This is a genomic window from Pseudomonas syringae group sp. 243L2 (genome assembly GCF_032587875.1).
Lineage (GTDB): Bacteria > Pseudomonadota > Gammaproteobacteria > Pseudomonadales > Pseudomonadaceae > Aquipseudomonas > Aquipseudomonas amygdali.
In genome coordinates this window covers 473,766-495,637 of sequence record NZ_JAWHPL010000040.1, presented here as the reverse complement: position 1 = coordinate 495,637, position 21,872 = coordinate 473,766, and the positions used below count along the sequence as shown (strand labels likewise).

24 protein-coding genes are annotated in these 21,872 nt (G+C 60.3%); 10 read left to right on the top strand and 14 right to left on the bottom strand.

Annotation, left to right across the window (positions count from 1 at the left end):
* Window positions 1-122: 122 nt before the first annotated feature.
* A complete protein-coding gene (locus RYB66_RS25325; protein WP_054077072.1) occupies window positions 123-2,000 on the top strand; it encodes a DEAD/DEAH box helicase in 1,878 nt (625 codons plus the stop codon).
* Window positions 2,001-2,455: 455 nt separating this feature from the next.
* On the opposite strand, the gene RYB66_RS25320 is transcribed toward RYB66_RS25325, so the two are convergent.
* From RYB66_RS25320 to RYB66_RS25310, 3 genes are all read right to left on the bottom strand, one after another.
* Window positions 2,456-3,034 (bottom strand): YceI family protein, encoded by a 579-nt coding sequence (locus RYB66_RS25320; protein ID WP_002551707.1) that lies wholly within the window; start codon window positions 3,032-3,034, stop codon window positions 2,456-2,458.
* 27 nt (window positions 3,035-3,061) lie between these two features.
* Complete coding sequence (locus tag RYB66_RS25315) at window positions 3,062-3,610, bottom strand: cytochrome b (RefSeq protein ID WP_002551706.1); 549 nt, start codon at window positions 3,608-3,610, stop codon at window positions 3,062-3,064.
* Window positions 3,611-3,966: 356 nt separating this feature from the next.
* Window positions 3,967-5,826, bottom strand: a complete 1,860-nt coding sequence (locus tag RYB66_RS25310; RefSeq protein ID WP_016980640.1) for a flavin monoamine oxidase family protein — start codon at window positions 5,824-5,826, stop codon at window positions 3,967-3,969.
* A 209-nt stretch (window positions 5,827-6,035) separates the two neighbouring features.
* Between RYB66_RS25310 and RYB66_RS25305 the strand changes: the two genes are divergently transcribed.
* Both RYB66_RS25305 and RYB66_RS25300 read left to right on the top strand, forming a co-directional pair.
* The gene (locus tag RYB66_RS25305; protein WP_316895767.1) at window positions 6,036-7,442 is read left to right on the top strand and encodes an adenosylmethionine--8-amino-7-oxononanoate transaminase; all 1,407 of its coding nucleotides are present in this window, start codon (window positions 6,036-6,038) and stop codon (window positions 7,440-7,442) included.
* Window positions 7,443-7,584: 142 nt separating this feature from the next.
* Window positions 7,585-8,304: a 16S rRNA (uracil(1498)-N(3))-methyltransferase gene (locus RYB66_RS25300; protein WP_005743076.1), complete on the top strand. Its 720-nt coding sequence runs from the start codon at window positions 7,585-7,587 to the stop codon at window positions 8,302-8,304.
* A 21-nt stretch (window positions 8,305-8,325) separates the two neighbouring features.
* Here RYB66_RS25300 and trhA read toward each other — a convergent pair whose 3' ends face one another.
* On the bottom strand, window positions 8,326-8,940 hold the full coding sequence (gene trhA / locus RYB66_RS25295; protein ID WP_002551702.1) for a PAQR family membrane homeostasis protein TrhA: 615 nt from the start codon (window positions 8,938-8,940) through the stop codon (window positions 8,326-8,328).
* A 154-nt stretch (window positions 8,941-9,094) separates the two neighbouring features.
* On the opposite strand from trhA, the gene RYB66_RS25290 reads away from it, so the two are divergent.
* Window positions 9,095-10,021 carry a LysR substrate-binding domain-containing protein gene (locus RYB66_RS25290; RefSeq protein WP_005731031.1) on the top strand — a complete coding sequence of 309 codons (927 nt, stop codon included), beginning with the start codon at window positions 9,095-9,097 and terminating at the stop codon, window positions 10,019-10,021.
* A 10-nt stretch (window positions 10,022-10,031) separates the two neighbouring features.
* On the opposite strand, the gene madM is transcribed toward RYB66_RS25290, so the two are convergent.
* The 9 genes from madM to mdcA all read right to left on the bottom strand — a co-directional run bounded on the left by madM (window position 10,032) and on the right by mdcA (window position 17,353).
* Window positions 10,032-10,796 (bottom strand): malonate transporter subunit MadM, encoded by a 765-nt coding sequence (madM, locus tag RYB66_RS25285; protein WP_004666470.1) that lies wholly within the window; start codon window positions 10,794-10,796, stop codon window positions 10,032-10,034.
* Between the two features lies 1 nt (window position 10,797).
* Window positions 10,798-11,226 (bottom strand): malonate transporter subunit MadL, encoded by a 429-nt coding sequence (madL, locus tag RYB66_RS25280; RefSeq protein ID WP_002551699.1) that lies wholly within the window; start codon window positions 11,224-11,226, stop codon window positions 10,798-10,800.
* 69 nt (window positions 11,227-11,295) lie between these two features.
* Complete coding sequence (gene mdcH, locus RYB66_RS25275) at window positions 11,296-12,231, bottom strand: malonate decarboxylase subunit epsilon (RefSeq protein WP_005778739.1); 936 nt, start codon at window positions 12,229-12,231, stop codon at window positions 11,296-11,298.
* The gene (locus tag RYB66_RS25270; RefSeq protein ID WP_005743079.1) at window positions 12,228-12,866 is read right to left on the bottom strand and encodes a malonate decarboxylase holo-ACP synthase; all 639 of its coding nucleotides are present in this window, start codon (window positions 12,864-12,866) and stop codon (window positions 12,228-12,230) included. The genes mdcH and RYB66_RS25270 overlap by 4 nt, the downstream gene beginning before the upstream one ends.
* A complete protein-coding gene (gene mdcE, locus RYB66_RS25265) occupies window positions 12,860-13,660 on the bottom strand; it encodes a biotin-independent malonate decarboxylase subunit gamma (protein ID WP_054077063.1) in 801 nt (266 codons plus the stop codon). The genes RYB66_RS25270 and mdcE overlap by 7 nt, the downstream gene beginning before the upstream one ends.
* Window positions 13,657-14,508, bottom strand: a complete 852-nt coding sequence (locus RYB66_RS25260) for a biotin-independent malonate decarboxylase subunit beta (RefSeq protein ID WP_005743081.1) — start codon at window positions 14,506-14,508, stop codon at window positions 13,657-13,659. Before RYB66_RS25260 ends, mdcE begins: the two co-directional genes overlap by 4 nt.
* Window positions 14,501-14,800 (bottom strand): malonate decarboxylase subunit delta, encoded by a 300-nt coding sequence (locus RYB66_RS25255; protein WP_004654333.1) that lies wholly within the window; start codon window positions 14,798-14,800, stop codon window positions 14,501-14,503. The genes RYB66_RS25260 and RYB66_RS25255 overlap by 8 nt, the downstream gene beginning before the upstream one ends.
* Window position 14,801: 1 nt before the next feature.
* Window positions 14,802-15,677, bottom strand: a complete 876-nt coding sequence (locus tag RYB66_RS25250; protein ID WP_316895763.1) for a triphosphoribosyl-dephospho-CoA synthase — start codon at window positions 15,675-15,677, stop codon at window positions 14,802-14,804.
* On the bottom strand, window positions 15,677-17,353 hold the full coding sequence (mdcA, locus tag RYB66_RS25245; protein WP_004654329.1) for a malonate decarboxylase subunit alpha: 1,677 nt from the start codon (window positions 17,351-17,353) through the stop codon (window positions 15,677-15,679). The genes RYB66_RS25250 and mdcA overlap by 1 nt, the downstream gene beginning before the upstream one ends.
* Before the next feature lie 262 nt (window positions 17,354-17,615).
* Here mdcA and RYB66_RS25240 point away from each other — a divergent pair, with 262 nt between their 5' ends.
* Window positions 17,616-18,008: a PAAR domain-containing protein gene (locus RYB66_RS25240; RefSeq protein ID WP_005743086.1), complete on the top strand. Its 393-nt coding sequence runs from the start codon at window positions 17,616-17,618 to the stop codon at window positions 18,006-18,008.
* A gap of 221 nt (window positions 18,009-18,229) precedes the next feature.
* On the opposite strand, the gene RYB66_RS25235 is transcribed toward RYB66_RS25240, so the two are convergent.
* Window positions 18,230-19,009, bottom strand: coding sequence for a ParA family protein (locus RYB66_RS25235; RefSeq protein ID WP_004654324.1), 780 nt, complete (start codon window positions 19,007-19,009; stop codon window positions 18,230-18,232).
* Window positions 19,010-19,317: 308 nt separating this feature from the next.
* Here RYB66_RS25235 and RYB66_RS25230 point away from each other — a divergent pair, with 308 nt between their 5' ends.
* The 5 genes from RYB66_RS25230 to RYB66_RS25210 are packed head-to-tail and all read left to right on the top strand — an operon-like array spanning window position 19,318 to window position 21,866.
* Window positions 19,318-20,037, top strand: coding sequence for a beta-ketoacyl synthase chain length factor (locus RYB66_RS25230; RefSeq protein ID WP_002551689.1), 720 nt, complete (start codon window positions 19,318-19,320; stop codon window positions 20,035-20,037).
* Window positions 20,013-20,825, top strand: coding sequence for a lysophospholipid acyltransferase family protein (locus RYB66_RS25225; RefSeq protein WP_005778732.1), 813 nt, complete (start codon window positions 20,013-20,015; stop codon window positions 20,823-20,825). The genes RYB66_RS25230 and RYB66_RS25225 overlap by 25 nt, the downstream gene beginning before the upstream one ends.
* Window positions 20,800-21,060 (top strand): phosphopantetheine-binding protein, encoded by a 261-nt coding sequence (locus RYB66_RS25220; protein ID WP_002551687.1) that lies wholly within the window; start codon window positions 20,800-20,802, stop codon window positions 21,058-21,060. Before RYB66_RS25225 ends, RYB66_RS25220 begins: the two co-directional genes overlap by 26 nt.
* 9 nt (window positions 21,061-21,069) lie before the next feature.
* The gene (locus RYB66_RS25215; protein WP_002551686.1) at window positions 21,070-21,324 is read left to right on the top strand and encodes an acyl carrier protein; all 255 of its coding nucleotides are present in this window, start codon (window positions 21,070-21,072) and stop codon (window positions 21,322-21,324) included.
* Complete coding sequence (locus tag RYB66_RS25210) at window positions 21,321-21,866, top strand: membrane protein (RefSeq protein ID WP_004654313.1); 546 nt, start codon at window positions 21,321-21,323, stop codon at window positions 21,864-21,866. Before RYB66_RS25215 ends, RYB66_RS25210 begins: the two co-directional genes overlap by 4 nt.
* Window positions 21,867-21,872: the final 6 nt, after the last annotated feature.

Here is a 21,872-nt window from a genome sequence, read left to right as displayed (position 1 = left end):
GCAGGCGTCACGGAATGCACTGAAGACCCGGCAGGACCGGACGGGATCGCGTTGTCTTTACACGCCATTCGCGCCAGGCAAGACATCCCTTGAGCTTAAGCTCCAACAGAACAGGATTACTCATGTCCTTTGCTTCCCTCGGTCTCTCCGAGGCTTTAGTCCGCGCCATCGAGGCAGCGGGCTATACCCAGCCTACCCCCGTGCAACAGCGGGCCATTCCCGCCGTGTTGCAAGGTCGCGACCTGATGGTTGCGGCACAGACCGGTACTGGTAAAACCGGTGGTTTCGCCCTCCCTATTCTGGAGCGGCTGTTTCCCAATGGTGTTCCGGACAAATCCCAGCGTCATGGCCCGCGTCAACCACGCGTTCTGGTCCTGACCCCGACCCGCGAACTGGCCGCACAGGTGCACGAGAGCTTCAAGCTCTATGCCCGCGACCTGAAGTTCGTCAGCGCCTGCATCTTCGGCGGCGTCGGCATGAACCCTCAGGTTCAGGCCATGTCCCGTGGCGTGGACGTCCTGGTGGCCTGCCCCGGCCGCCTGCTCGATCTGGCCGGTCAAGGCAGTGTCGATTTGTCCCACGTCGAAATCCTGGTGCTCGATGAAGCAGACCGGATGCTCGACATGGGCTTCGTCCATGACGTCAAGAAGGTCCTCGCGCGGCTGCCGGCCAAGCGCCAGAACCTGCTGTTCTCGGCTACCTTCTCCAATGACATCACGTCGTTGGCCGGCAAGCTGCTGCACAACCCAGAGCGCATCGAAGTCACGCCGCCGAACACCACGGTCGAGCGTATCGAGCAACGGGTTTTCCGCCTGGCAGCCAACCACAAGCGTTCACTGCTGGCGCATTTGATTACCGTCGGTGCCTGGGAACAGGTGCTGGTCTTCACCCGCACCAAGCACGGTGCCAACCGTCTGGCCGAGTACCTGGACAAGCACGGCCTTGCGGCTGTCGCGATCCACGGCAACAAGAGCCAGAACGCCCGTACCAAGGCACTGGCCGACTTCAAGGCAGGTGATGTACGCATCATGGTCGCGACCGATATCGCCGCACGCGGCCTGGATATCGATCAGTTGCCGCATGTCGTCAACTTCGAGCTGCCCAACGTCGACGAAGACTACGTTCACCGTATCGGTCGTACCGGCCGGGCCGGTCGTTCGGGCGAAGCCATTTCCCTGGTTGCGCCGGACGAAGAGAAGCTGCTCAAAAGCATCGAGCGCATGACTAAACAGAAGATCGCCGATGGCGACCTGATGGGCTTCGACATCACCGCAGTCGAGGCTGAAAAACCGGAAGTGCGTGAGCGTCCGGATGTTCGAAACTCCCGTGGTGCACGTCCTGCCGGCGACAAGAACAACGGCGGTCGTCGCGACAAGGGCAAGGACAAAGGCAAGGAAAAACCTGCCGCTGCATCCGCCACTGGCGAACGCCCTGCAAGGCAGCCACGCGAAAAAAAACCTCGTGAGGGCACGCCTCGCAGCGAACAGCGTGCATCGCAGCCATCCATACCGCGCCCGGCAGCCGATCGTGCGCCGGACGAGTTCCGCGATGATGAAGTAGACAACTTCGGCAATCGTGCTGACTACGTCAGCCCTTATCAGGGCAAAGGCCAGAACCGTGGTCGTCGTCCTGCTGCTGCGCCCGGTGCAGCACCGGCTGCTGGCGGCGCAGCTCGCCCAGCCAATTCGGGTCGACCTGCGGGCGGCGCTCGTAACGGTTCCGGTACTGGCGCGCCAAAGCGCAACGGTTCGGGTTCGTCGGCTCCGCGTTCGCGTGATGGCCAGCCGCGCGGTCGTCGCCCGGCACGTGAAGATCAGCCCTTGCCGCGTGAAGGTCAGGAGCCAGCCGTGCGTGCCCCTCGCGACGGTCAGCCTCAGCCGAAGATCGTGCACAAGGAATCCAAGATCGACCGTTTCCCGTCTGCCGAGCAACTGGATCAGTTGCCAACACGGCCACGCGGTGAAAAACCGGCTCTGCTGACCCGCAATCGCGACAGCTGATAGCCACGCAACACTAAAAACGCCCCGACCTGCTCGGGGCGTTTTTGTTTGTAGCCCTGGAGGATGTTGATCATCGCTCCCACGCTCCGCGTGGTAGCGCAGTTCTGGACGCTCTGCGCCCTCTTGACTATCGTGCCGACGCTCCGCGTCGGCATGCAGTTCTGGACGCTCTGCGTCCTCTTTGTTGCGCTCTGCGTCAAACACAGGTTCTGCGATGTCAGTGCCACTGTAATAAAGAAGCGCTTTATTCATCGCTCCCACGCTCTGCGTGGTAGCGCAGTCCTGGACGCTCCGCGTCCGATCTTGAGACGGCAGCGCGGCGCCGATCTGTGACGCAGAGCGTCACGAACTGCATGCCAACGCAGAGCATTGGCACGATAGTCATCCCAAGACGTTTCATCGCACCAACAAAAACGCCGACCCAAGGGTCGGCGTTTTTTCGATCAAGCGTGCAATTACTTCTTCTGTACGCCTTCGAAGCTGATGTCCAGATCCAGCGTCTGCGACGTCGGGCCTGGGCCCTTGATGCCGAAGTCGTTCAGGTTCAGCGTCGAAGTACCGTTGAAGCCGGCACGGTAGCCGCCCCACGGATCCTTGCCTTCGCCGTTGAAGGTTGCCTTGATCACGATTGGCTTGGTCACGCCGTGCAGGGTCAGGTCGCCAGTGACGTCAGCCGTTTTCTCGCCTGTCGATTTGACTGCGGTGGAAACGAATTTGGCTTCCGGGTATTTGGCAACGTCCAGGAAATCCTTGCTGGAGATGTGTTTGTCGCGCTCGGCGTGGTTGGTGAACAGGCTGGCGGTTTTCAGCTCGACATTGATTTTGCTGGCTTCAGGCTTGGCAGCGTCGAAGCTGAACGTGCCGTCCCAGTCCTTGAAGGTACCGTGAATGAAGCTGTAGCCCAGGTGGCTGATCTTGAAGTCAACGAATGCGTGTTGACCTTCCTTGTCGATAACGTAGTCGGCGGCCATGGCCTGGCCAGCAGACAACAGTGCGGTACCCAGAGCCAGAGCGGCGAGAGACTTCTTCAACATGCTTTTATTCCCGTTTTGGTTGAACAATCAATTACGACCCAGCATGCGCTTGAGGGTCACATCGCGATCGATGAAGTGGTGCTTCAATGCAGCAAGACCATGGAGCCCCGCGAATATCACGATGACCCAGGCCAGATACAGGTGAATCCAGCCCGCCGTTTCTGCCTGATCAGGAAGGCCCGAAACCAGCGCGGGCACATCGAACAGGCCGAATACCGGAATCCCCACGCCGTCGGCGGTGGAAATGAGATACCCGGCGAACATCACGGCAAACAGTGCGACGTACAAAAACAGATGGCCGAATGCAGCACCGATGCGCGTCAACTTACTGTAGCTAGTCAACGGCGGCGGTGGCGGACTGAGCAGACGCCAGACCACGCGGATCAGCATGATTGCAAACAGCGTGATGCCGATGCTCTTGTGCAGATCAGGGCCCGCCTTGCGCCACGTATCGTAGTAATCCAGCCCGACCATCCACAGCCCCAGCGCAAACATTCCAAACACGACAGCAGCCACACCCCAGTGCAGCACCATGCTGACCAGACCGTAGCGAGAGGATGAATTACGTAGCTGCATTACCAGTACCTTGTCAGAAGTGTTACCAGACTAGCTTTTTATCTATCGAATGAAAGCGCAAAATTTCGCTCGGACGTATCGAACAATACGATAGGTCTGCTTGACCATTCGTACGCCGGTTCTGCTGGTTACACCAACACCTGACAGGCTTTACAGCATCTCAGGCTGTCCTCGCTGCGGCAGCATCTCGATAATTTGCCGTAAGTAATACTTTGCAATGACCATCGGCCGTTCGATACCGATGAACGGCATGATCCGCTGAGATATCACCAGCCCACACAGACAGAACGAATTCAGCGCGCATAAAAAAAGGACGCGGCATACACCGCGTCCTCTTTCGCTCAGCTATTGCCCGGTCAGTTGTTAACGTCTGCGGGCGCTGTTTCAGCAGGGGTTTTGGCAGGAGCCGGTTTGCTCTGAGCCTTTTTCGCAGCTTCCTTTTTTGCTGCTTCTTTCTTCGCCGCTTCTTTTTTGGCGGCTTCCTTGCTCTGCGGCTTTTTCGCAGGCTCAGCCTTGGTCGCCGGTTTCTTCGCAGGCTCGGCTTTTACCGGCGGCTTGGCAGGCTGGACAACCGGCGCAACCACAGGTGCTGGCGCGGCAACAGGTGCTGGAGCTGCAGCCGGTTCCGGGGCCTTCTCTACCGGAGCAGGTGCCGGGGCCGGTTCTTCACCACCACCAAACATGCGCGAGAAGAAGCCCGGCTTGTCGGCCTGCGGCTTGGCAGGTTCAGCCGGTTTGTCGGACGAACCACCGAACAGGTTGCTGAAGAAATTGCCTTCGGACTTCTGCGAAGCCGGGGCCGGTGCTTTCGGCGGTGCAACCTTGACCGGTTCGAACGACTTGCCAGCCGCCAGATCCTGGACTTGACCGGCCGCACGCTGACCGCTGCGCAAGGCACCTTCCAGAGTGCCGGGGTACAAGGTGTCGGTGTGCTCGCCAGCGAAGGCTACACGCAGAATCGGCCGCTCCCACAGACGCCAGTATTTACTGATCTGACCGGGGCCGAACGCCAGGTAGGAACCACCCGTGGACGGGTCGACGCTGTAACGGCGGATTTCATAGCCGGTGTAAGCGCCACGTGCTTCAGGGTAGAACGCATGCAGACGGATCAATACCTGATCAACCATCTGCTTGTCGCCGAAGGCCTGCATGATGCGTGCGTTGTCGCCGGACAGGTTGATCACCACGTTGGCGCCGCCCTTGAGCGCGGGCTCTACCCACAACATGCCCAGACCGGTGTTGCTGAACACTTCACCGGACATGCGTGCCTTGCTGTCCCAGACCGGGGTCTTGAACTTGAGCATGATCTGGTCGCGCCAGCCGTAGTTGGTGCTCTTGATCGCGCCCATGTGCTGAGCGTCCAGCGCAGGCGTCATCTGGATCTTGCCCAGCGAGCGCAGCGGTACGGCCATGACCACGTAATCTGCGGTGTAGCTGGTTGCGCCAGCCTTGACGGTGACCTTGTCCTTCTCCTGAACGACTGCCGTCACCGGCGAGTTGGTCTTGACGGTCTTGAGCTGCTTGACGAACGCCTGGGTCAGCACCGCACTGCCACCGGGCAGGCGCGCAGCACGCAAGTCACGCTCGTCGACCGAGCGATAAACCCGCGATTGCTGGGCAAGGTACAGCAGCGACAGGCGCGAAGGCTCGTCGTAGCGGGTGCGGATCTGCTGGTTGATCAACTGACGCGCCGTGGCAGGCAGGTTCAGACGGTCCAGCCAGTTGGCGACGTTGATCTGGTCCAGCGCGAACAAGGTGCTGTTGGAAGCGGGGTTTTCCGGGTCGTCAACCGAACGCGCGAGGTTGTCCAGCGTGTCGTTGTAGCGCTTGATGGCTTCGGCGGTCGCAGGCTGTTTGACGGCCAGGTCAGCCTGAGTGAAGTACACGCCGTCGATCAGGTAGCTGGGCGTGCGAACAAATTCAGGCGCAGGCACGGTCGTCAGCTTGAAGCTGTCCAGGTAGCGGTTCAGCACAGGCTGAGCCTTGGTGTTGCCGATCCACTCGCTGGTCGCCAGACCGGAACGTCCGCCCAGGCTGGGCTTGGCTTCCAGTAGCGTCACCTGCCAGCCTTTGGCCTGCAGTTCATAGGCAGCGGTCAAGCCTGCCAGACCACCACCGACGACAATGGCGGTTCGTTGTTTTTCATCGGCGAGCGTAGAAACGCTGACCAACCCTGCCACTATCAGCGCACAGGCGCGCAGCCACCCAGAAAGCATTCGGCGAACTCCAGAAAACATAGGGAAGATTGGGCAAGTCAGCCCGGCACATCGACTTGCTGCGCAGGATACGCGAGCCATCAAATAGCCGCCAGCAATGTCCATCAGCTGTTAAAACTGCATCAAAGGTTGTTCCGCAGCCGGGCATTGCATAGGCTTGCGCGATTGTTCGTCCTCGCATCAGGCGAGTCGCTACCCGGAGATTGAAAATGGGCCTCAATGACCAGTGGATGCAACGTGACCTGAAGGTCCTGTGGCACCCCTGCACCCAGATGAAAGACCACGAAAATCTGCCGTTGATACCGATCAAGCGTGGTGAAGGCGTATGGCTTGAAGACTTCGAGGGCAAGCGTTATCTGGACGCTGTCAGCTCTTGGTGGGTCAACGTTTTCGGACACGCCAACCCGCGCATCAATCAGCGCATCAAGGATCAGGTCGACCAACTGGAGCACGTGATTCTTGCCGGTTTCAGTCATCAGCCGGTCATCGAGCTGTCCGAACGGCTGGTCAAACTGACCCCTGAAGGCCTCAACCGCTGCTTCTACGCCGACAATGGCTCATCGTGCATTGAAGTCGCGCTGAAGATGAGCTTTCACTACTGGCTCAATCGCGGCCAGCCGGACAAGAAACGCTTCGTCACCCTGACCAACAGCTACCACGGCGAGACCATGGCGGCGATGTCGGTCGGTGACGTACCGCTGTTCACCGAAACCTACAAGGCGCTGCTGCTCGATACCATCAAAGTGCCGAGCCCCGATTGCTACCACCGCCCGGACGGCATGAGCTGGGAAGAGCATTCGCGCAACATGTTCGTCGCCATGGAGCAGACCCTTGCCGAACACCACGCCAGCGTTGCGGCGGTGATCGTCGAACCGCTGATCCAGGGCGCGGGCGGCATGCGCATGTATCACCCGGTCTACCTCAAGCTGCTGCGCGACGCCTGCGACCGCTATGGCGTGCACCTGATCCACGATGAAATCGCTGTCGGTTTCGGCCGCACCGGAACCATGTTCGCCTGTGAACAGGCCGGCATCCGTCCGGATTTCCTCTGCCTGTCCAAGGCGCTGACCGGTGGCTACCTGCCGCTGGCGGCCTGCCTGACCACCGATGATGTGTACGACGCGTTCTACGATGACTATCCGACACTGCGTGCGTTTCTGCACTCGCACAGCTACACCGGCAACCCGCTGGCCTGTGCGGCGGCGCTGGCGACCCTGGATATCTTCGAGCAGGACAACGTCATCGAAAACAACAAGGCCCTGGCGCAACGCATGGCGACGGCCACCGCGCACCTGGCCGATCATCCGCATGTCGCGGAAGTGCGTCAGACCGGCATGGCCATCGCTATCGAAATGGTTCAGGACAAAGCCAACAAGACCGCCTACCCGTGGCAGGAACGGCGTGGCATGAAGGTCTTTCAGCATGCGCTGGAGCGCGGTGCATTGCTGCGACCACTGGGCAGTGTGGTGTATTTTCTGCCGCCGTACGTGATTACCCCGGAGCAGATCGACTTTCTGGCCGAGGTGGCCACCGAGGGCATTGATATCGCTACGCGCAGCAGTGTCAGTGTTGCCGTGCGCGAGAACTTTCATCCGGATTTCAGGGATCCGGGCTAGGGCTGGAATTTGCGGCGCCGCGACTGACGCCTTCGCGGACAAGTCCGCTCCCACGAGCGGACCGGGCAACACCGCATTAATGTGGGAGCGGACTTGTCCGCGAAAGGGCCATCACAAAACAACACCGGAACCGAGACACACCATGAGACTCTCCCGCTTTTTTACTGAAGCGCCGCTTAGCCTGGGCGAGCACGAACTGCCCGAGGCCCAGGCGCATTACATCAGCCGCGTGCTGCGCATGACCGAAGGTGACGCGCTGCAACTGTTCGACGGATCGGGCCAGGAGTTTCGCGGCACCTTGCTGGAAGTCGGCAAGAAGCGCGTGCATGTGCAACTGACCGAAAGCTTTGCCGGGCAAGTCGAGTCAGGGCTGCGTATTCATCTGGGCCAGGGCCTGTCGCGTGGTGAACGCATGGACTGGGCTATTCAGAAGGCTACCGAGCTGGGCGTCAGCGAAATTACCCCGATTGTCAGCGAGCGCTGTGAGGTGCGTCTCAAGGACGAGCGCGCCGAGAAGCGCCAGGCGCATTGGCAACAGATCGCTATCAGCGCCTGCGAGCAGTGCGGTCGCTCGGTGGTGCCGGTGATTCATGCGCCGATGCCGCTGGCCGAGTGGATCAAGCATACCGAGGCCGACCTGAAACTGGTCCTGCACCCGGTGGCCGAGCCGCTGACCAGCCATGACAAGCCAGCCAGCCTGGCCTTCCTGATTGGTCCGGAAGGCGGCTTGAACGACGCAGAAGTCGATCAGGCGCAAGCCGCTGGATTCCACGCCGCGCGCCTCGGCCCGCGCGTTCTGCGCACTGAAACCGCCCCGGTGGTCGCGCTCAGCGTGGCGCAACAGCTGTGGGGCGATTTCTGACTACTGATGCTCGTCCCCTCCTCACAGCACATAAAAACAAATCGCCACGAAGTGCATCAAACTGCCGCCGATGACGAACAGGTGCCAGATGCCGTGAAAGTGGCGGATCTGGTCGTAGGCGAAGAACAGAATGCCGACGGTGTAAAGCACGCCGCCGCCGGCCAGCCAGATGAAGCCCGCCAGGCCGAGCGCAGCAATCAGTGGTTTGACCGCCACGAGGACGATCCAGCCCATCACGGCGTAGATCACGATGGACATGATTCGCGCTTCAGAGCGGGGTTTTATCTCCTGCACAATGCCGATCAGCGCCAGCCCCCAGACGATACCGAACAGGGTCCAGCCCCACGCGCCGCGCAATGTCACAAGACAGAACGGCGTGTAGCTGCCCGCAATCATCAGGTAGATCGAAAAGTGATCGACCTTCTGCATGATCGATTTCGAACGGCCCTTGACGCTGTGGTAGATCGTCGAAACGCTGTACAGCGTGACCAGACAGGCGCCATAGATCGCAATGCTGACCACCTTCCAGACATCGCCGTGCAGACTCGCCATCACCAATAGCCAGATTGCGCCGACACCTGCCAGTACTGCACCCACCAGGTGGGACCAGGCGTTGAATTTTTCTCCGTAATACATCCGCTCAATACCCTCTTGTGGCAAAACACTGGGAGCAGAGGCTCGCGGTTATTGAAACAAATCGCAACACCCTGTTTCAGTGACGGATATTTTAAGCAGCTATCGGCGCACGACTTGTGCACAATCAGCGCACATCAATAACCAGCGCCACGACATGCAGATCGATGACGAACTGACGCTCAAGAAACTGGAAATATTCCTGGCCTTCATGCGCACCGGCAATCTGGCGCGGGCGGCGGAGGAGTTGCAGACCAGCAACGTCAGCGTGCACCGCGCCATTCACTCGTTGGAAAGCGCCCTGCGTTGCCCGCTGTTCAAACACGAAGGCCGCAACCTTACGCCGCTGGAAAGCGCGTATGTGCTGGAAGAGCGTGCGCAGAAGCTGGTGCAGGATGTGCTCGCCACCGTAGAGCTGACCCGTCAGGCGGCAGGCTTTTCGGCGGCACGCTTCCGCCTTGGGGCTTTGTATTCACTGACCGTCAAGACGGTGCCGCAGCTGATCATGGGCCTGAAAATCCGCCGCAGCGAGCTGAATATCGATCTGATTCTGGGTTCGAACATGGACCTGCTGTACAAGCTCAAGAACATGGAAGTCGACGCCATGCTGGTGTCGCTGGATGAAAGCACCCATGACCCGGACTGCGAGCAGTTGGCGTTGTTTTCCGACGATATCTTCCTGGCTGTGCCCACCGACTCGCCGTTTGCCGAGCACAGCGAGGTGGATCTCAGCGACCTGCGTGAAGCGACATTTATCACCCTCACCCAAGGCTTTGCCACTCATCGCGATGGCATACGGGTGTTTCAGCAGGCCGGGTTCGAGCCCAAAGTGGCGATGCAGGTCAATGACATCTTCACCCTGCTGAGCATGGTCAGTTCCGGCGTCGGCTATGCGCTGCTGCCGGGGCGCATAGCCGCAGTGTATGAAAACCGCGTGCGGCTGATTCCATTGCAGAGCCGCTACCGGATGCAGCAACACATCGGCATGGTCTTTCTCAAGTCCAGAGAGCGAGACCCTAACCTGCTGGCGCTGCTGGCCGAGTGTCGGATGTATGCGAATCGCCTGCTGGAGCAGGCGACCTGATCGAAGGGATCTAACCGACGATTGCGCGCACGATGAAATACAGCACCGACGGCCCCAGCAGACAGCCCAGTCCGGTATGAAAAGTGGCGGTCAGCGCACCATAAGGCACCAGACGCCGATCCGTTGCCGCCAGCCCTGCGGTAACGCCGCTGACAGTACCCGCCAGACCACCGAAAACCATCGCCGAACGCGGGTTGTCCAGCCCCATCCAGCGCGCCGCCATGGGCGTACCGACCATCACCAGAATCGCCTTGATCAGGCCGGTGGCAATCGACAGGGCCATCACGTCAGAGGTCGCACCCAACGCAGCACCGGTCACCGGGCCGACGATGTAGGTCACAGCACCCGCGCCAATGGTGGTCATGCTGATTGCATCGCGGTAGCCAAACACCCAGGCAATGCTCGCGCCCACGATAAACGGCAGAATCGTGCCCAACAGCAAGGCAATTGCTCCGATCAGCCCGGCCTTGCGTGCTTCGGTGGCCTGCACTTCAAAGGCAGTCGCCACGATGGCGAAGTCACGCAGCATCGCCCCGCCCATCAGGCCGATGCCTGAGAACAGCGCCATATCGGCAAGCCCCTTCTGGCCGCCGGTCAACGTGCCGCCGACCCAGGCCAGAATCAGCCCGATGACAATCGCGATGGCCGAGCCATGCACCCGGCCGAAGGTCAGGCGCTTTGAAAGCACCACCGAGACCCACATGATGATACCGACGAAGGCAAATGCGGTGATCAGGCCGTTGTGTTCAAGTCCTTTCTCGATGAGGTCCCACATATCAGCGACCTCCAGCCGGGGCTATTTCAGGCTTGATCACAGGCGTCAGCAGCGGCTCTTCCTTGGGTAAAGGCTCGCCGCGATTGGTGCGGCTGATCACTGCGATGGTGCAGGCGCAGAGCACCACTGAACCGACAGCGGCCAATACCGCCACCGGCCCGCCCTTGAGTGCGGTCACAACGTTTTGTTGCGCGGCCATCGCCACCACGACCGGTATGTACAGCGCGCCCCAGAAACCCACGCCCATTTCGCAGTCCTTGGTCATGCCGCCGTGTTTCTGCATCCACAGGCGTGCGCAGATCAACAGGATCATGGCGATCCCGACCCCGCCCACATTGGATTTCACGCCCAGCAGAACGCCGAGCATGTCACCGAGAATCACGCCCGCGAGCGTGCAGATAGCCAGTAGTGCAACACCATAGATAATCATTGTTGTTATTCCTCTGTTTGCATTGCTGAAGTTGTTGTTTTTGTCCTTCGTAGCAGCTGCACGGCGGCTCTATGGAGTGCGGCGACCCTCCTCGTGCGACAGCGCGATCAGGCTGTCCAGACGCGCAGCCTGAAAGGCCAGCGCTGTTCCTTGCTGAAAGACTTTGCGCGCCAGCCCGGTCAGCACGGCACCGGGCGGCAATTCGATGTGCAGGCGCACGCCTCGCTCCCAGGCAGTTTCCACGGTGCTGCGCCAATCGATGACCCGGCACATGTTGAAGGCCAGGTCGTCACGCAGTTTTTCGGCATTCAGCAGCGGACGCGCCGTACTGCCGCTGAGGTAACGTATCTTCGGTGCCTGCAACGCAATCCTTGAAAAGGCTTCTGCCAGTTGCTGCGCGGGAGCTTCCAGCAAGGCGCAATGCGACGGCACGCTGACCGCAAGACGCTTGACCGCCGCGGCCCCCGACGCCTTGGCCAAATGACTGACCTGCTGCATCGCCTCGACGCTGCCCGAGATCACCATCTGGTTGTCGGCGTTGATATTGGCGAGAAACACCGGCATTTGCGGGCTGTGTACTTGCCTGATCAACGCCTCGACCTGTGTCTGGTCCAGACCGATCACCGCAGTCATGCCATAACCTTCGGGCCAGGCGCTCTGCATCAACTCGCCGCGCAACGCCACCAGACGCACGGCATCGGCGAAGGCCAGCGCCCCGGAAATCACCGCTGCCGGATAAGCGCCGATGGACAACCCTGCAACGTAGTCCGGCACACAGTCGCGCGCCTGCAACAGGCGGGCGCAGGCGACACCGGCGATCAACAGGCAAAGCTGGACGGCGCGGGTCGCTTGCAGCGCCTGAGTGCTGTCCAGCGCCAGTACGTCTTCGCCCAGAGCATCGGCAGCTTCCTGCAGGCAATCGTGGACGACAGGGTCGTCGGGTAATTGATGCAGCATGCCGGCCTGCTGCGCGCCCTGACCGGGAAACACCCACAGGCTGCTCATGCGCACGCCCCGATCAGATGCCACGGATCTGCAACCAGCCGCGCCCCTGCTGCGGTCTTGAGCAACACCCGCCCCGCTGGGCGCGCCCATTCACGCAACGCCACAGCGCCATGATCGAGTTGCAGCTGCACATCGACCCGGCAGACCGATGTTTCCAGCGCCTCGACCAATTCGGCTGCGCAACTGCGACTTAACGGCTCAGGCGTGCGCAAAATCAGGTCCAGATCGCTGTCCTGATTCAACGCCGCAATACCACTGGCCAATTCGAACCCGGCGCTGCCGCCAACGCCCCAGACCAGTTCCAGCGCATCCATCACCGGGCGGACCTGACGCAAGGCACGCAATGCGGGCCAGTCCTGAATATTCTCGACCGGGCACAAGACCAGTTGTTCGGGGGTTACCCGCCGATAGACATCCGCCAACAGCATGCTCGCGGCATAGCGCTGCTCACGACCGTAGCCGCGCAACCCTACGGCCACCTGACCGGCTGGCATGGCCTGCCGACGCACCACGACCGGCTGCCCGGCCAGCACCGTTTCAACCGCCCATTTGGGCGCATCGTCCGACAAGGCAGACAGTGGCATGCCCCACAGCAAATCATGGGGCAGTACTGCGCAAGCGCTGTCGATCACCATTGCGCCCGCAGCAACTGGCGCACGGTAGCCGATGCCGCACGATTGCTCGCGCCCAGACGGCTGCTCAGGTCGACCCCGCTGGCCTGCACGTCTTTGATCGCACTGCTCAGAACATTGCGGACCTGAGTCAGGTCGTTCGCAGTGGGCTGCTCGATCTGGCTGACCGAGAGGGTTTCCCACAGCAGACCAAGGCTGGCATAGCTGTCAATGTCGTAGGCCATTGGCGGGATGCTGGCGGCGAGCTTTTCCAGGTCTTCGACACTGCGCAGTGTTACCCGAGCGGCGGAAGCCTTGCCCATCGCATGCACCATCACGCCTGGATCACGCAGTGCAATCAGCCGATTGGCCTGATAACCGTGGGCCAGAAACGCGCCGGACATAGCCTTGCCAACCAGCAGACCAATCACCGCATGCCCGGCAAGACGCGCCCGTGCATAGCTGTCCACCGCCCCAGCCAGCGCCTGATGAATGCCCAGCGCTTCTTCGCGGCGGCCATAGGCCTGGCTCGGCACATCGACAATCGCAATCAATGCACGCTTTTCGGCGCGGTCGCGGTCCTGCTCGATGGCATCATCCACAGCTTTGGCCAGGCCCCAGCCTTCCAGCAGACCGACCTCGCCCTGACGCGCCCGAGGGAAACGATTGCCGGTATCGGCAACCACCGCCACAAAGCGCACCGGCTGCTCGCCCAGCAAGCCATCGGCGACCTTGAGCGAGGCAGGCAGACCGTCAACTTGCGTAGCACCTGCGCTCAATGCGTTGAACCAGTGCAAACCCCGTTGTGAATAGCTCATGACCGGGCTCCTTGATAAAGGGTACGTACACTCTGCGGATCGATTTGCGCTCCGGTGTCGAGGCTGGCGAGGCGCTGCAAAAACAGTTCGTACTGGCTGCTGCGATGCGCTGCCGGTACGCCCTGCTTGAGCCAGCCGCTGACCTGCTGCCGGACATCGGCCACATCGTCTGCGGCAAAACCGTCCACCAGATCACTGGCAAACCGCTGTTCGCCACCGGTCAGGCTCCAGATAAACGGGCGGTCACGGGAGTCGTATTCTTCGATGCCGGCTTCCTGCTCGATCACCTGCGGGCCGTTCAGGCCCAAGCGGGCTTCCTGGGTCACCAGTAGATAACTGCACAAGCCCGCAGCGATGGACATCCCGCCAAAACAGCCGACGCTGCCTGCAACCACGCCGATCACTGGCTGGTACTGACGCAAGTCGACCATCGCGGCATGAATCTCGGCAATCGCCGCCAGGCCCAGATTGGCTTCCTGCAAACGCACACCGCCGGTTTCCAACAGCACGATGGCAGCGGTGGGAATACCGTTGCGGTTGTCTTCGGCAGCCAGCTCCAGCGCGCCTGCCATTTTTGCGCCGCCGACTTCGCCCATGCTGCCGCCCTGAAACGAGCCTTCAATGGCCGCAATGACTACCGGCCGCCCATCAACAGTGCCCTTGGCAACCACCACGCCATCGTCGGCTTGAGGGACAACGCCTTGTCTGGCAAGCCAGGGCGACATGACGCGATCAAACGGGCCAAGCAATTCGCGGAAACTGTCGGCATCCAGCAGAGCGCGGGCGCGCTGCCGTGCACCGAGCTCGATGAAACTGTGCTGGCTCAGCAAACGTGCGTTATCAGTCATGACCGATCTCCTCGAAGCCCTGCTCCAGACGCAAGCGCACCACGCCGGGCGTGGCCCCGAAGTCGTGGATGTCGATGCTCAGCGCAGGCGGGGTCTGGCCGTCGAACATGCGCTCGAAAAGATGTTTCCAACGCAGTGAAGCACCGTTGACCGAGGTCACCACCTGAATTGATAGCTTGCCTGGCGAACCGGGCTCCAGCAGCACTTCCAGATCGCCCGAGCCAACCACACCTACCAGCGCGCGGCCTTTGGGCGGCTGTCCGGCAGGGAATTCAAAAGACAGGGTTTCCATTTCAGACACTCCTCGAAACACGGCCGAGCGCAGGCTCCAGGCCGTCGATAAACAGGCAGGCAGCCAGCAGATCAGCCGCGCCGCCAGGCGAAGCATTCAGCGCCAGCAGTTGCTGATCCAGTTGGTTCAGTGCGCGGCGCCCGGCAAGGCTGGCACTGCCGCCAACGTCCAGCACGTGCTGAGCGCCGCGCTGCATGGTGTGCAAGCCTTCGATACCGGCACGATGCAGCACGCAGGTGTCGGACAGGGTGGTCATGATCGCCAGCAGCGCATCCAGCCGGGCGTTCTGCTCGCCACTGCCCGCCGCGCGACTGCGTTGCAGTTGCGGCAAGGCGAAATCCCTGACTGCCGGGAAGCCTTGCTGCGCCTGTTCCCGGGCGCCCATTACACCGTAACGGCGAACCACTTCATTACCGTGACTGCCTTGCACGAGCACCTGGCGGTCCTTGATCTGCGCCAGGCTGGCAGCCCGCGCGAAGACGGCTTCGGGTGCGCAGTTGCGGGCATCCAGCGCGGCAGCTGTCACCAGCAGGCCCAGCGCCCAGATCGCACCTCGATGAGTATTCACGCCCAGGGTGGTGCGCAGCATCGTTGCTTCGCCATCGCGACCGAGACGGCCGAGCGCCTCACGTAATGGCTGGCCCACTGTGTTGAATTGCCCGGCGGCGTCAGCCATCAACTTGAAGGTCGGCCACAGTGACAGCGCCGAGGAATGCATCAGGCCCAGGTGCAGGTCGGTGTGTGCGCCGCTGCCACGCCGGTCCACCAGTGCAGGTTTGGGCGACAGGTCGGCTTCGGCGATCAGGGCATCGACGGTCAGATCGGCCAGTCGCTCGGCAAGCGAAGCAACTTGCGGTGTCAATTGAAGTGCGCTCATCACCAACTCCTGAATTTGGCAGGCGGGCTGTACAGACCACCGGACCACTGAACCAGATCGGCAATGCTCTTGGCCGCAAGCAGTTCACGGCTGGCATCGGTGCGCCGGATGCCGAGGTCTTCCGGCAGCGCGATCAGCCCTTCACGACGCATACGTGCGGTGTCTTTCGGGTTATGGCGCAAGCCAATCACGGTCACGCCCGCCACGGCGGCAATCATCGCCTGACGCTCTTCCAGGCTGCGCGCCTTGTAGAGGTAGGCGATGCCTTCTTCGGTCAACAAATGGGTGACGTCGTCGCCGTAGATCATGATCGGTGCCAGCGGCATGCCGCTTTTCTTCGCCACTTCTACAGCGTCCAGCGTTTCAACGAAGGTCGGCTTGCCGCCCTCCTGAAACGTCTCGACCATCTGCACCACGAGCTTTTTGCCGCGCTCCAGATAGGCATCCGGGCCGCTCTCGTTCTGTTGGCGCATGTCCAGCCAGGCCGGGGTGGCATGACGTCTGCCGCGCGGATCATGGCCCATGTTCGGTGCGCCGCCAAAACCTGCCAGCCTGCCACGGGTGACGGTCGAGGAATGCCCATCTCCATCCACCTGCAGGGTCGCGCCGATAAACAGGTCAACGGCATATTGGCCAGCCAGCTGACAGAGTTGGCGATTGGAACGCAGCGAGCCATCTCGCCCGGTGAAGAACACATCCGGGCGCGCAGCAATGTAGTTTTCCATGCCCAGTTCGGTGCCGAAGCAATGCACGCTCTCGACCCAACCGCTTTCGATGGCCGGGATCAGTGTCGGATGCGGGTTAAGCGTCCAGTTACGGCAGATCTTGCCCTTGAGGCCTAACGACTCGCCGTAAGTCGGCAGAATCAGTTCAATGGCTGCGGTATTGAAGCCAATGCCGTGGTTCAGCGACTGAACGTTGTGTTTTTCGTAGATGCCGCGAATCGCCATCATCGCCATCAATACGTGCACCGGCTTGATGTGCCGCGGGTCGCGGGTGAACAGCGGCTCGATGTAGAACGGCTTGTCGGCTACCACCACAAAATCGACCCACGAGGCCGGAATGTCCACGCGAGGCAGTTCGCTGACGTCATCCACCAATTGATTGACCTGAACGATGACGATGCCATCGCTGAACGCAGCCGGCTCGATCAGCGCGGGGGTGTCTTCGGTGCTCGGGCCGGTGTAGATGTTGCCTGCCCGGTCGGCCATGAAGCCTGCGGCCAGCACCACGTTGGGGATCAGGTCCACCACCAGCCGCGAATACAGTTCGATGTAGGTGTGGATCGCACCTATTTCCAGCAGGCCGTCTTCCAGCAACTGGCTGATGCGCAGGCTCTGCGTGCCAGCAAACGAGAAGTCCAGTTTGCGTGCGATGCCTTGCTCGAAAAGGTCGAGGTGCTCGGCGCGGCCAACGCTTGGCATGATCATGTGCAGGTCATGGACCTTGCCCGGATCGACTTTGGCCAGCGCGCGGGACAGGAAGTCCGCCTGCTTCTGGTTATTGCCCTCAAGCACCACCCGATCACCGGAAACCAGCAAGGCCTCCAGCGCCGCGACAATCTTGTCGGTCGGCAGCACTACGCCATCGGCCAGCGTCCGCACCTGCTCCAGACGCCGCTGCTTCTCGGTGCGACGACGTGTCCAGCGTGCGTCGGGGGAAGTTGTTGTTGTCATGATCGCTCCACGATTTTGCTGTCGTGGGCCACCTTAGGAGCGATAGGGGCAAGCATCAATCAAGCAGCGAGGTGAATCGTTACGGCTAGAGTAACGATAGTAGAAGTGATCATTTTTTGATCACCTTTATTGATACCCGTAACATCCGCGAAACACTCTGCTGATCTTTGCGTAGGACCGGTCTTTAACAGGGCTTCTGCGCACCTGAGTAGCGGTTTTACGCCTAGCCTTCAGGCTTCCAGAACTCAAAGGAAGCACTGCCATGTCGTTCATAGTCAGGGAAGGCGATCTCACCACCACGGGCGGCTTTGTGCTGGCCGCATCGGCAAGCGAGGTCATTGACCTGCGTCGCGTGGCCCGCATGGGCGACCCGGTGTGGTGTCCGGCATGCGGGGAAATTGGTTTCATTGCCCAGGGCAACCCGACATATGTAGACGAACTTGTTGCGGTCGCCACTCAAGGTCATGAGGTGCGGTGTGGCTGCGCCCCCGGCAGCAACCGCCTGACCGCATCACAGCAAGAAATCCAGGCCGATATGGACGCAGCTGTCACCATATCCACAGAACTGGCATCTACAGCGAGGCTGCATGCCGAACAGCTTGCGCGCTCACTGAGAGACGGCAGCTATACGCCCGAGGTGCTCAGGCCACGATGATTCCTGCGCCCCAGCGTTATGCATAAGTCTTGAGATGCTCACAGATTGGCTTCTGCCCGCAGGGCGTGGGAGCGAACTTGTTTGCGAATACGGTAGTTCAGACGATACATTTTCTGTGACTATACCGGCCCTTTCGTGAACAAGTTCACTCCCACGGCCTTCGGCCAGAATCAAAAGCGGACTTGTGTGCGAAGCTGAGTGCTACGCGCGGTGCATACCCATCACGGATGGGCATTGGTCTCCAGCAAGTGATGCAGGTCCACGAACTGCTGCGTCAGCTTGTGGCGGGGGTCCAGGTGGATCAGCGGCAGGCTGGCCTGATGCGACTCGCGCATTTTCACCGATGCGCCCAGGTAGACCGGCAACACCGGCAGCCCCTCGGCTATCAGCTCGTCGAGCATCTGCTGCGGCAGGCTGGCTCGGGGCTGGAACTGGTTAACGATGATGCCTTCAACCTGAAGATCTTCGTTGTGATCCTCTTTCAGCTCCTCGATCTCGCGCATCAGTCCGTACAGCGCCTGTCGGGAAAAGCTGTCGCAGTCGAACGGAATCAATACACGATCAGACGCAATAAGCGCCGAAACCGCATAAAAGTTCAGTGCTGGCGGCGTATCCAGATAAATCCGCTCGTAATCCTCACTCAGTTCGTCGAGCAGTTTGCGCAGCTTGTTGATCTTGTGCTTTGCCTCAAGTTTGGGCTGCAAGTCGGCAAGCTCGGCAGTGGCCGTGACCACATGCAGGTTATCGAAAGGTGTTTCATAGATATCAACGTGGTTTTTCTTGGCGAACGGTGCTGCTGACAATGTGTTCTTGAAGAACTCGGCAATACCCATCGGAATATCCTGACCGGTAAGGCCGGTGAGGTACTGAGTCGAGTTGGCCTGGGCATCGAGATCGATCAACAACGTCCGATAGCCTTCGTGAGCGCTGACTGCAGCCAGATTGCAGGCGATGCTCGATTTGCCTACACCGCCCTTCTGATTGAATACCACGCGACGCATGCTTTGGGTTCCTTGAAAGATGAAGAAACAGCAGGTGTGGCCGATAACGACCTTAAGAGGTGTAGAGTCTAGGCAGTACATATGACAACAGCGAGCTTATCGCAAAACGGCACGTACCTGCCTGTCATCCTAAAGCCAGACTTGAACTTTAAAATACACGTCTGTAAACGATTTTTATGTAACAAATTTGCTAGTAATGACCCCCATCGGGATAATGCGCGCACTCGGTCAAATTACCGCACCCAGGCTGATATCTACCTGATATCGATGTAGCGAGAAACAAGCCCGCAGGGGCGGGAAGAGAAGTCTTGATCACCTTCAACATTGCACGATGGCACGCCTGGGCTCCGGGCCTGGCGAGCGCGGACGACTGGCTGCAATGGAGCCGCAATCCGACGCTACTGGAAACCAGTGATGCCGCGCCAGACGTGTCTTTCCTGCCTGCCATGCAACGTCGCCGCCTGGGCCGCATGGCCAGAATGGCATTTGCCGTCGGCTGGCCATTGACTGAAGGTTTGGGGCGCGTACCGCTGGTGTTTGTCTCGCGCCACGGAGAAACCCCGAGAACGTTTGAAATTCTGCGCGATCTGGCTGCGAACGAGCCGGTTTCACCGACCCAGTTCAGCCTTTCAGTGCATAACGCAGTGATTGGCCTGTGGTCGATCATGCGCGGTGAAACAAGTGAGATGACAGCCCTGGCCGCCGCAGGCGACGGGCTGGAGTATGGAGCGTTCGAGGCCGCAGCGTTGCTGGCCGAGGGTGCAGAAGCAGTATTGCTTGTGGTGACTGAAGAGCAGCCACCACACGCTTATGCACAATGGATTGATGACGTGCCCTTTCCCTACGCGGTCGGCTTGCTGCTGACGCCCGGCAACGAGTGGGAATTGTCTTTGCACAGCGACACACAAGGGAACCCGCAGACTCGATGGCCCCACGCATTGAATCTGCTGCAAGCCTTGCACACTGATCAATCCGTCTGCCTGCACCCCTGGAATAACCGGTTATGGAACTGGCAACGCAAGAACTGAAAAAACGTCAGGATGCTTATTACTGGCGTTTGCTGGCAACCGCCTTCAGCTTTGCCCTCTTCGGGTTCAGCGGCCTGTGCCTGCGCTTGTTCGTTTTTCCGGTACTGAGTTGCCTGCCCGGCAGTGTAGCCAGTCATCAGCGCCGCGCCAGGCGGACCATCAGCCGCCTATTCTGGCTGTTCATCCGCATCATGGCGCGCATGGGCGTGTTGACCTACGAGGTACAGGGTGCCGAAAAGCTTGGCCGCCCCGGGCAGATGATCATTGCCAACCACCCGTCATTGATCGACGTGGTGTTCCTGATCGGGCTGGTGCGTGACGCCAATTGCGTGGTCAAGCGCAGCCTGTGGGAAAACCCGTTCACCCGTGGCCCGGTGCGCTCCACAGGTTACATCAGCAACGACGGCAGCATGGCCATGCTCGATGCCGCCGTGGAGCGCCTGCAAAGCGGCCAGACACTGATTATTTTCCCCGAAGGCACCCGCACCCAGCCGGGTCAGCCGCCGGTCTTTCACCGGGGCGCGGCCGCCATTGCACTGCGTGGCGCGAGCATGATCACTCCGGTGACCATCAAGGTCCAGCCGACCACCCTGACCAAGGCCGAGCCCTGGTATCGCATTGCACAACGCCGCGTGCACTTCAGTTTGCGCGTCGGTGCCGATATAGACCCCACCGCCTTCAGTTCGCTGGGTCCGCCGCCCGTGGCGTCCCGCAAGCTCAACGATTACCTGCATGACTATTTCACCAAGGAGCTCGCCTCAGATGAGCGATCTGCACCAGGACATTAAATTGTTGATCATCGATGCCCTGGGCCTCGAAGACATCACCCCGGAAGATATCGGCAACGATATGACGCTGTTCGGCGAAGGACTGGGACTGGACTCGGTGGATGCGCTCGAACTGGGCCTGGCCATCCAGAAGCGCTATGGCATCAAGATCGATGCCGATGCAAAGGACACCCGTAACCATTTCGCCAGCGTCGACAGCCTTGCGGCCTTCGTCAGCGCCAGACAACCGGCCTGAGAATTGAACATGCAAACCCGTGAAGACATCTTCGAAATCCTGCGCGCCGCAATGGTGGAACTGTTCGAACTGGAGCCTGAGAGGGTCACACTTGAAGCCAACCTGTATCAGGACCTGGAAATCGACAGCATCGATGCCGTGGACCTGATCGACCACATCAAACGCAAGACCGGCAAGAAGATTGCCGCTGAAGAGTTCAAGTCAGTCAGAACCGTGAACGACGTGGTAGAGGCCGTCTACAAACTGGTCAACACGGCCGAATGAAGCGGCTGATTGGCCTGATTCTGGTGCTGGCCGGTGTGCTGTATCCGTTTGCCGTCTACTGGGGAACCGAACACTTCGCCCCGTGGCAGTTCGCGCTGCTGCTGGGCAGCCTGTGGCTGGCGCGCGCACTGACCGGCGAGCGCAAGCCCGGCAGCCTGGCGATGGCGCTCGTCGCCCTGGTTTTTTGCGTGGCGCTGGGCGTAATCGACAGCCACCTGATGCTGCGCTGGTATCCGGTACTGGTCAGCGCGTTCATGCTCGGCCTGTTCGGTTCAAGCCTGATATACGGCCCGCCTATCGTAGAAAGAATGGCGCGCATAAACCGCCCTGAACTGCCCGAGTCCGGCATCCGCTACACCCGTAAAGTCACACAGATCTGGTGCCTGTTCTTCCTCGCCAATGGCCTCACGGCAGCCATACTGACGCTCTGGGCACCGTTGTCCTGGTGGACGCTGTACACCGGCCTGGTTTCCTACGGATTGATGGGCCTGTTGTTCGCTGTTGAATGGATCGTCCGCCCACCCTCTGCGGGCGGCAAATGAAATGGA

What these genes read in the sequence shown, in the direction of transcription:
- RYB66_RS25325 (WP_054077072.1), top strand. Translation starts at nt 123, where the DNA reads ATGTCCTTTGCTTCCCTCGGTCTCTCCGAGGCTTTAGTCCGCGCCATC.
- RYB66_RS25320 (WP_002551707.1), bottom strand. Translation starts at nt 3,034, where the DNA reads ATGTTGAAGAAGTCTCTCGCCGCTCTGGCTCTGGGTACCGCACTGTTG.
- RYB66_RS25315 (WP_002551706.1), bottom strand. Translation starts at nt 3,610, where the DNA reads ATGCAGCTACGTAATTCATCCTCTCGCTACGGTCTGGTCAGCATGGTG.
- RYB66_RS25310 (WP_016980640.1), bottom strand. Translation starts at nt 5,826, where the DNA reads ATGCTTTCTGGGTGGCTGCGCGCCTGTGCGCTGATAGTGGCAGGGTTG.
- RYB66_RS25305 (WP_316895767.1), top strand. Translation starts at nt 6,036, where the DNA reads ATGGGCCTCAATGACCAGTGGATGCAACGTGACCTGAAGGTCCTGTGG.
- RYB66_RS25300 (WP_005743076.1), top strand. Translation starts at nt 7,585, where the DNA reads ATGAGACTCTCCCGCTTTTTTACTGAAGCGCCGCTTAGCCTGGGCGAG.
- trhA (WP_002551702.1), bottom strand. Translation starts at nt 8,940, where the DNA reads ATGTATTACGGAGAAAAATTCAACGCCTGGTCCCACCTGGTGGGTGCA.
- RYB66_RS25290 (WP_005731031.1), top strand. Translation starts at nt 9,095, where the DNA reads ATGCAGATCGATGACGAACTGACGCTCAAGAAACTGGAAATATTCCTG.
- madM (WP_004666470.1), bottom strand. Translation starts at nt 10,796, where the DNA reads ATGTGGGACCTCATCGAGAAAGGACTTGAACACAACGGCCTGATCACC.
- madL (WP_002551699.1), bottom strand. Translation starts at nt 11,226, where the DNA reads ATGATTATCTATGGTGTTGCACTACTGGCTATCTGCACGCTCGCGGGC.
- mdcH (WP_005778739.1), bottom strand. Translation starts at nt 12,231, where the DNA reads ATGAGCAGCCTGTGGGTGTTTCCCGGTCAGGGCGCGCAGCAGGCCGGC.
- RYB66_RS25270 (WP_005743079.1), bottom strand. Translation starts at nt 12,866, where the DNA reads ATGGTGATCGACAGCGCTTGCGCAGTACTGCCCCATGATTTGCTGTGG.
- mdcE (WP_054077063.1), bottom strand. Translation starts at nt 13,660, where the DNA reads ATGAGCTATTCACAACGGGGTTTGCACTGGTTCAACGCATTGAGCGCA.
- RYB66_RS25260 (WP_005743081.1), bottom strand. Translation starts at nt 14,508, where the DNA reads ATGACTGATAACGCACGTTTGCTGAGCCAGCACAGTTTCATCGAGCTC.
- RYB66_RS25255 (WP_004654333.1), bottom strand. Translation starts at nt 14,800, where the DNA reads ATGGAAACCCTGTCTTTTGAATTCCCTGCCGGACAGCCGCCCAAAGGC.
- RYB66_RS25250 (WP_316895763.1), bottom strand. Translation starts at nt 15,677, where the DNA reads ATGAGCGCACTTCAATTGACACCGCAAGTTGCTTCGCTTGCCGAGCGA.
- mdcA (WP_004654329.1), bottom strand. Translation starts at nt 17,353, where the DNA reads ATGACAACAACAACTTCCCCCGACGCACGCTGGACACGTCGTCGCACC.
- RYB66_RS25240 (WP_005743086.1), top strand. Translation starts at nt 17,616, where the DNA reads ATGTCGTTCATAGTCAGGGAAGGCGATCTCACCACCACGGGCGGCTTT.
- RYB66_RS25235 (WP_004654324.1), bottom strand. Translation starts at nt 19,009, where the DNA reads ATGCGTCGCGTGGTATTCAATCAGAAGGGCGGTGTAGGCAAATCGAGC.
- RYB66_RS25225 (WP_005778732.1), top strand. Translation starts at nt 20,013, where the DNA reads ATGGAACTGGCAACGCAAGAACTGAAAAAACGTCAGGATGCTTATTAC.
- RYB66_RS25220 (WP_002551687.1), top strand. Translation starts at nt 20,800, where the DNA reads ATGAGCGATCTGCACCAGGACATTAAATTGTTGATCATCGATGCCCTG.
- RYB66_RS25215 (WP_002551686.1), top strand. Translation starts at nt 21,070, where the DNA reads ATGCAAACCCGTGAAGACATCTTCGAAATCCTGCGCGCCGCAATGGTG.
- RYB66_RS25210 (WP_004654313.1), top strand. Translation starts at nt 21,321, where the DNA reads ATGAAGCGGCTGATTGGCCTGATTCTGGTGCTGGCCGGTGTGCTGTAT.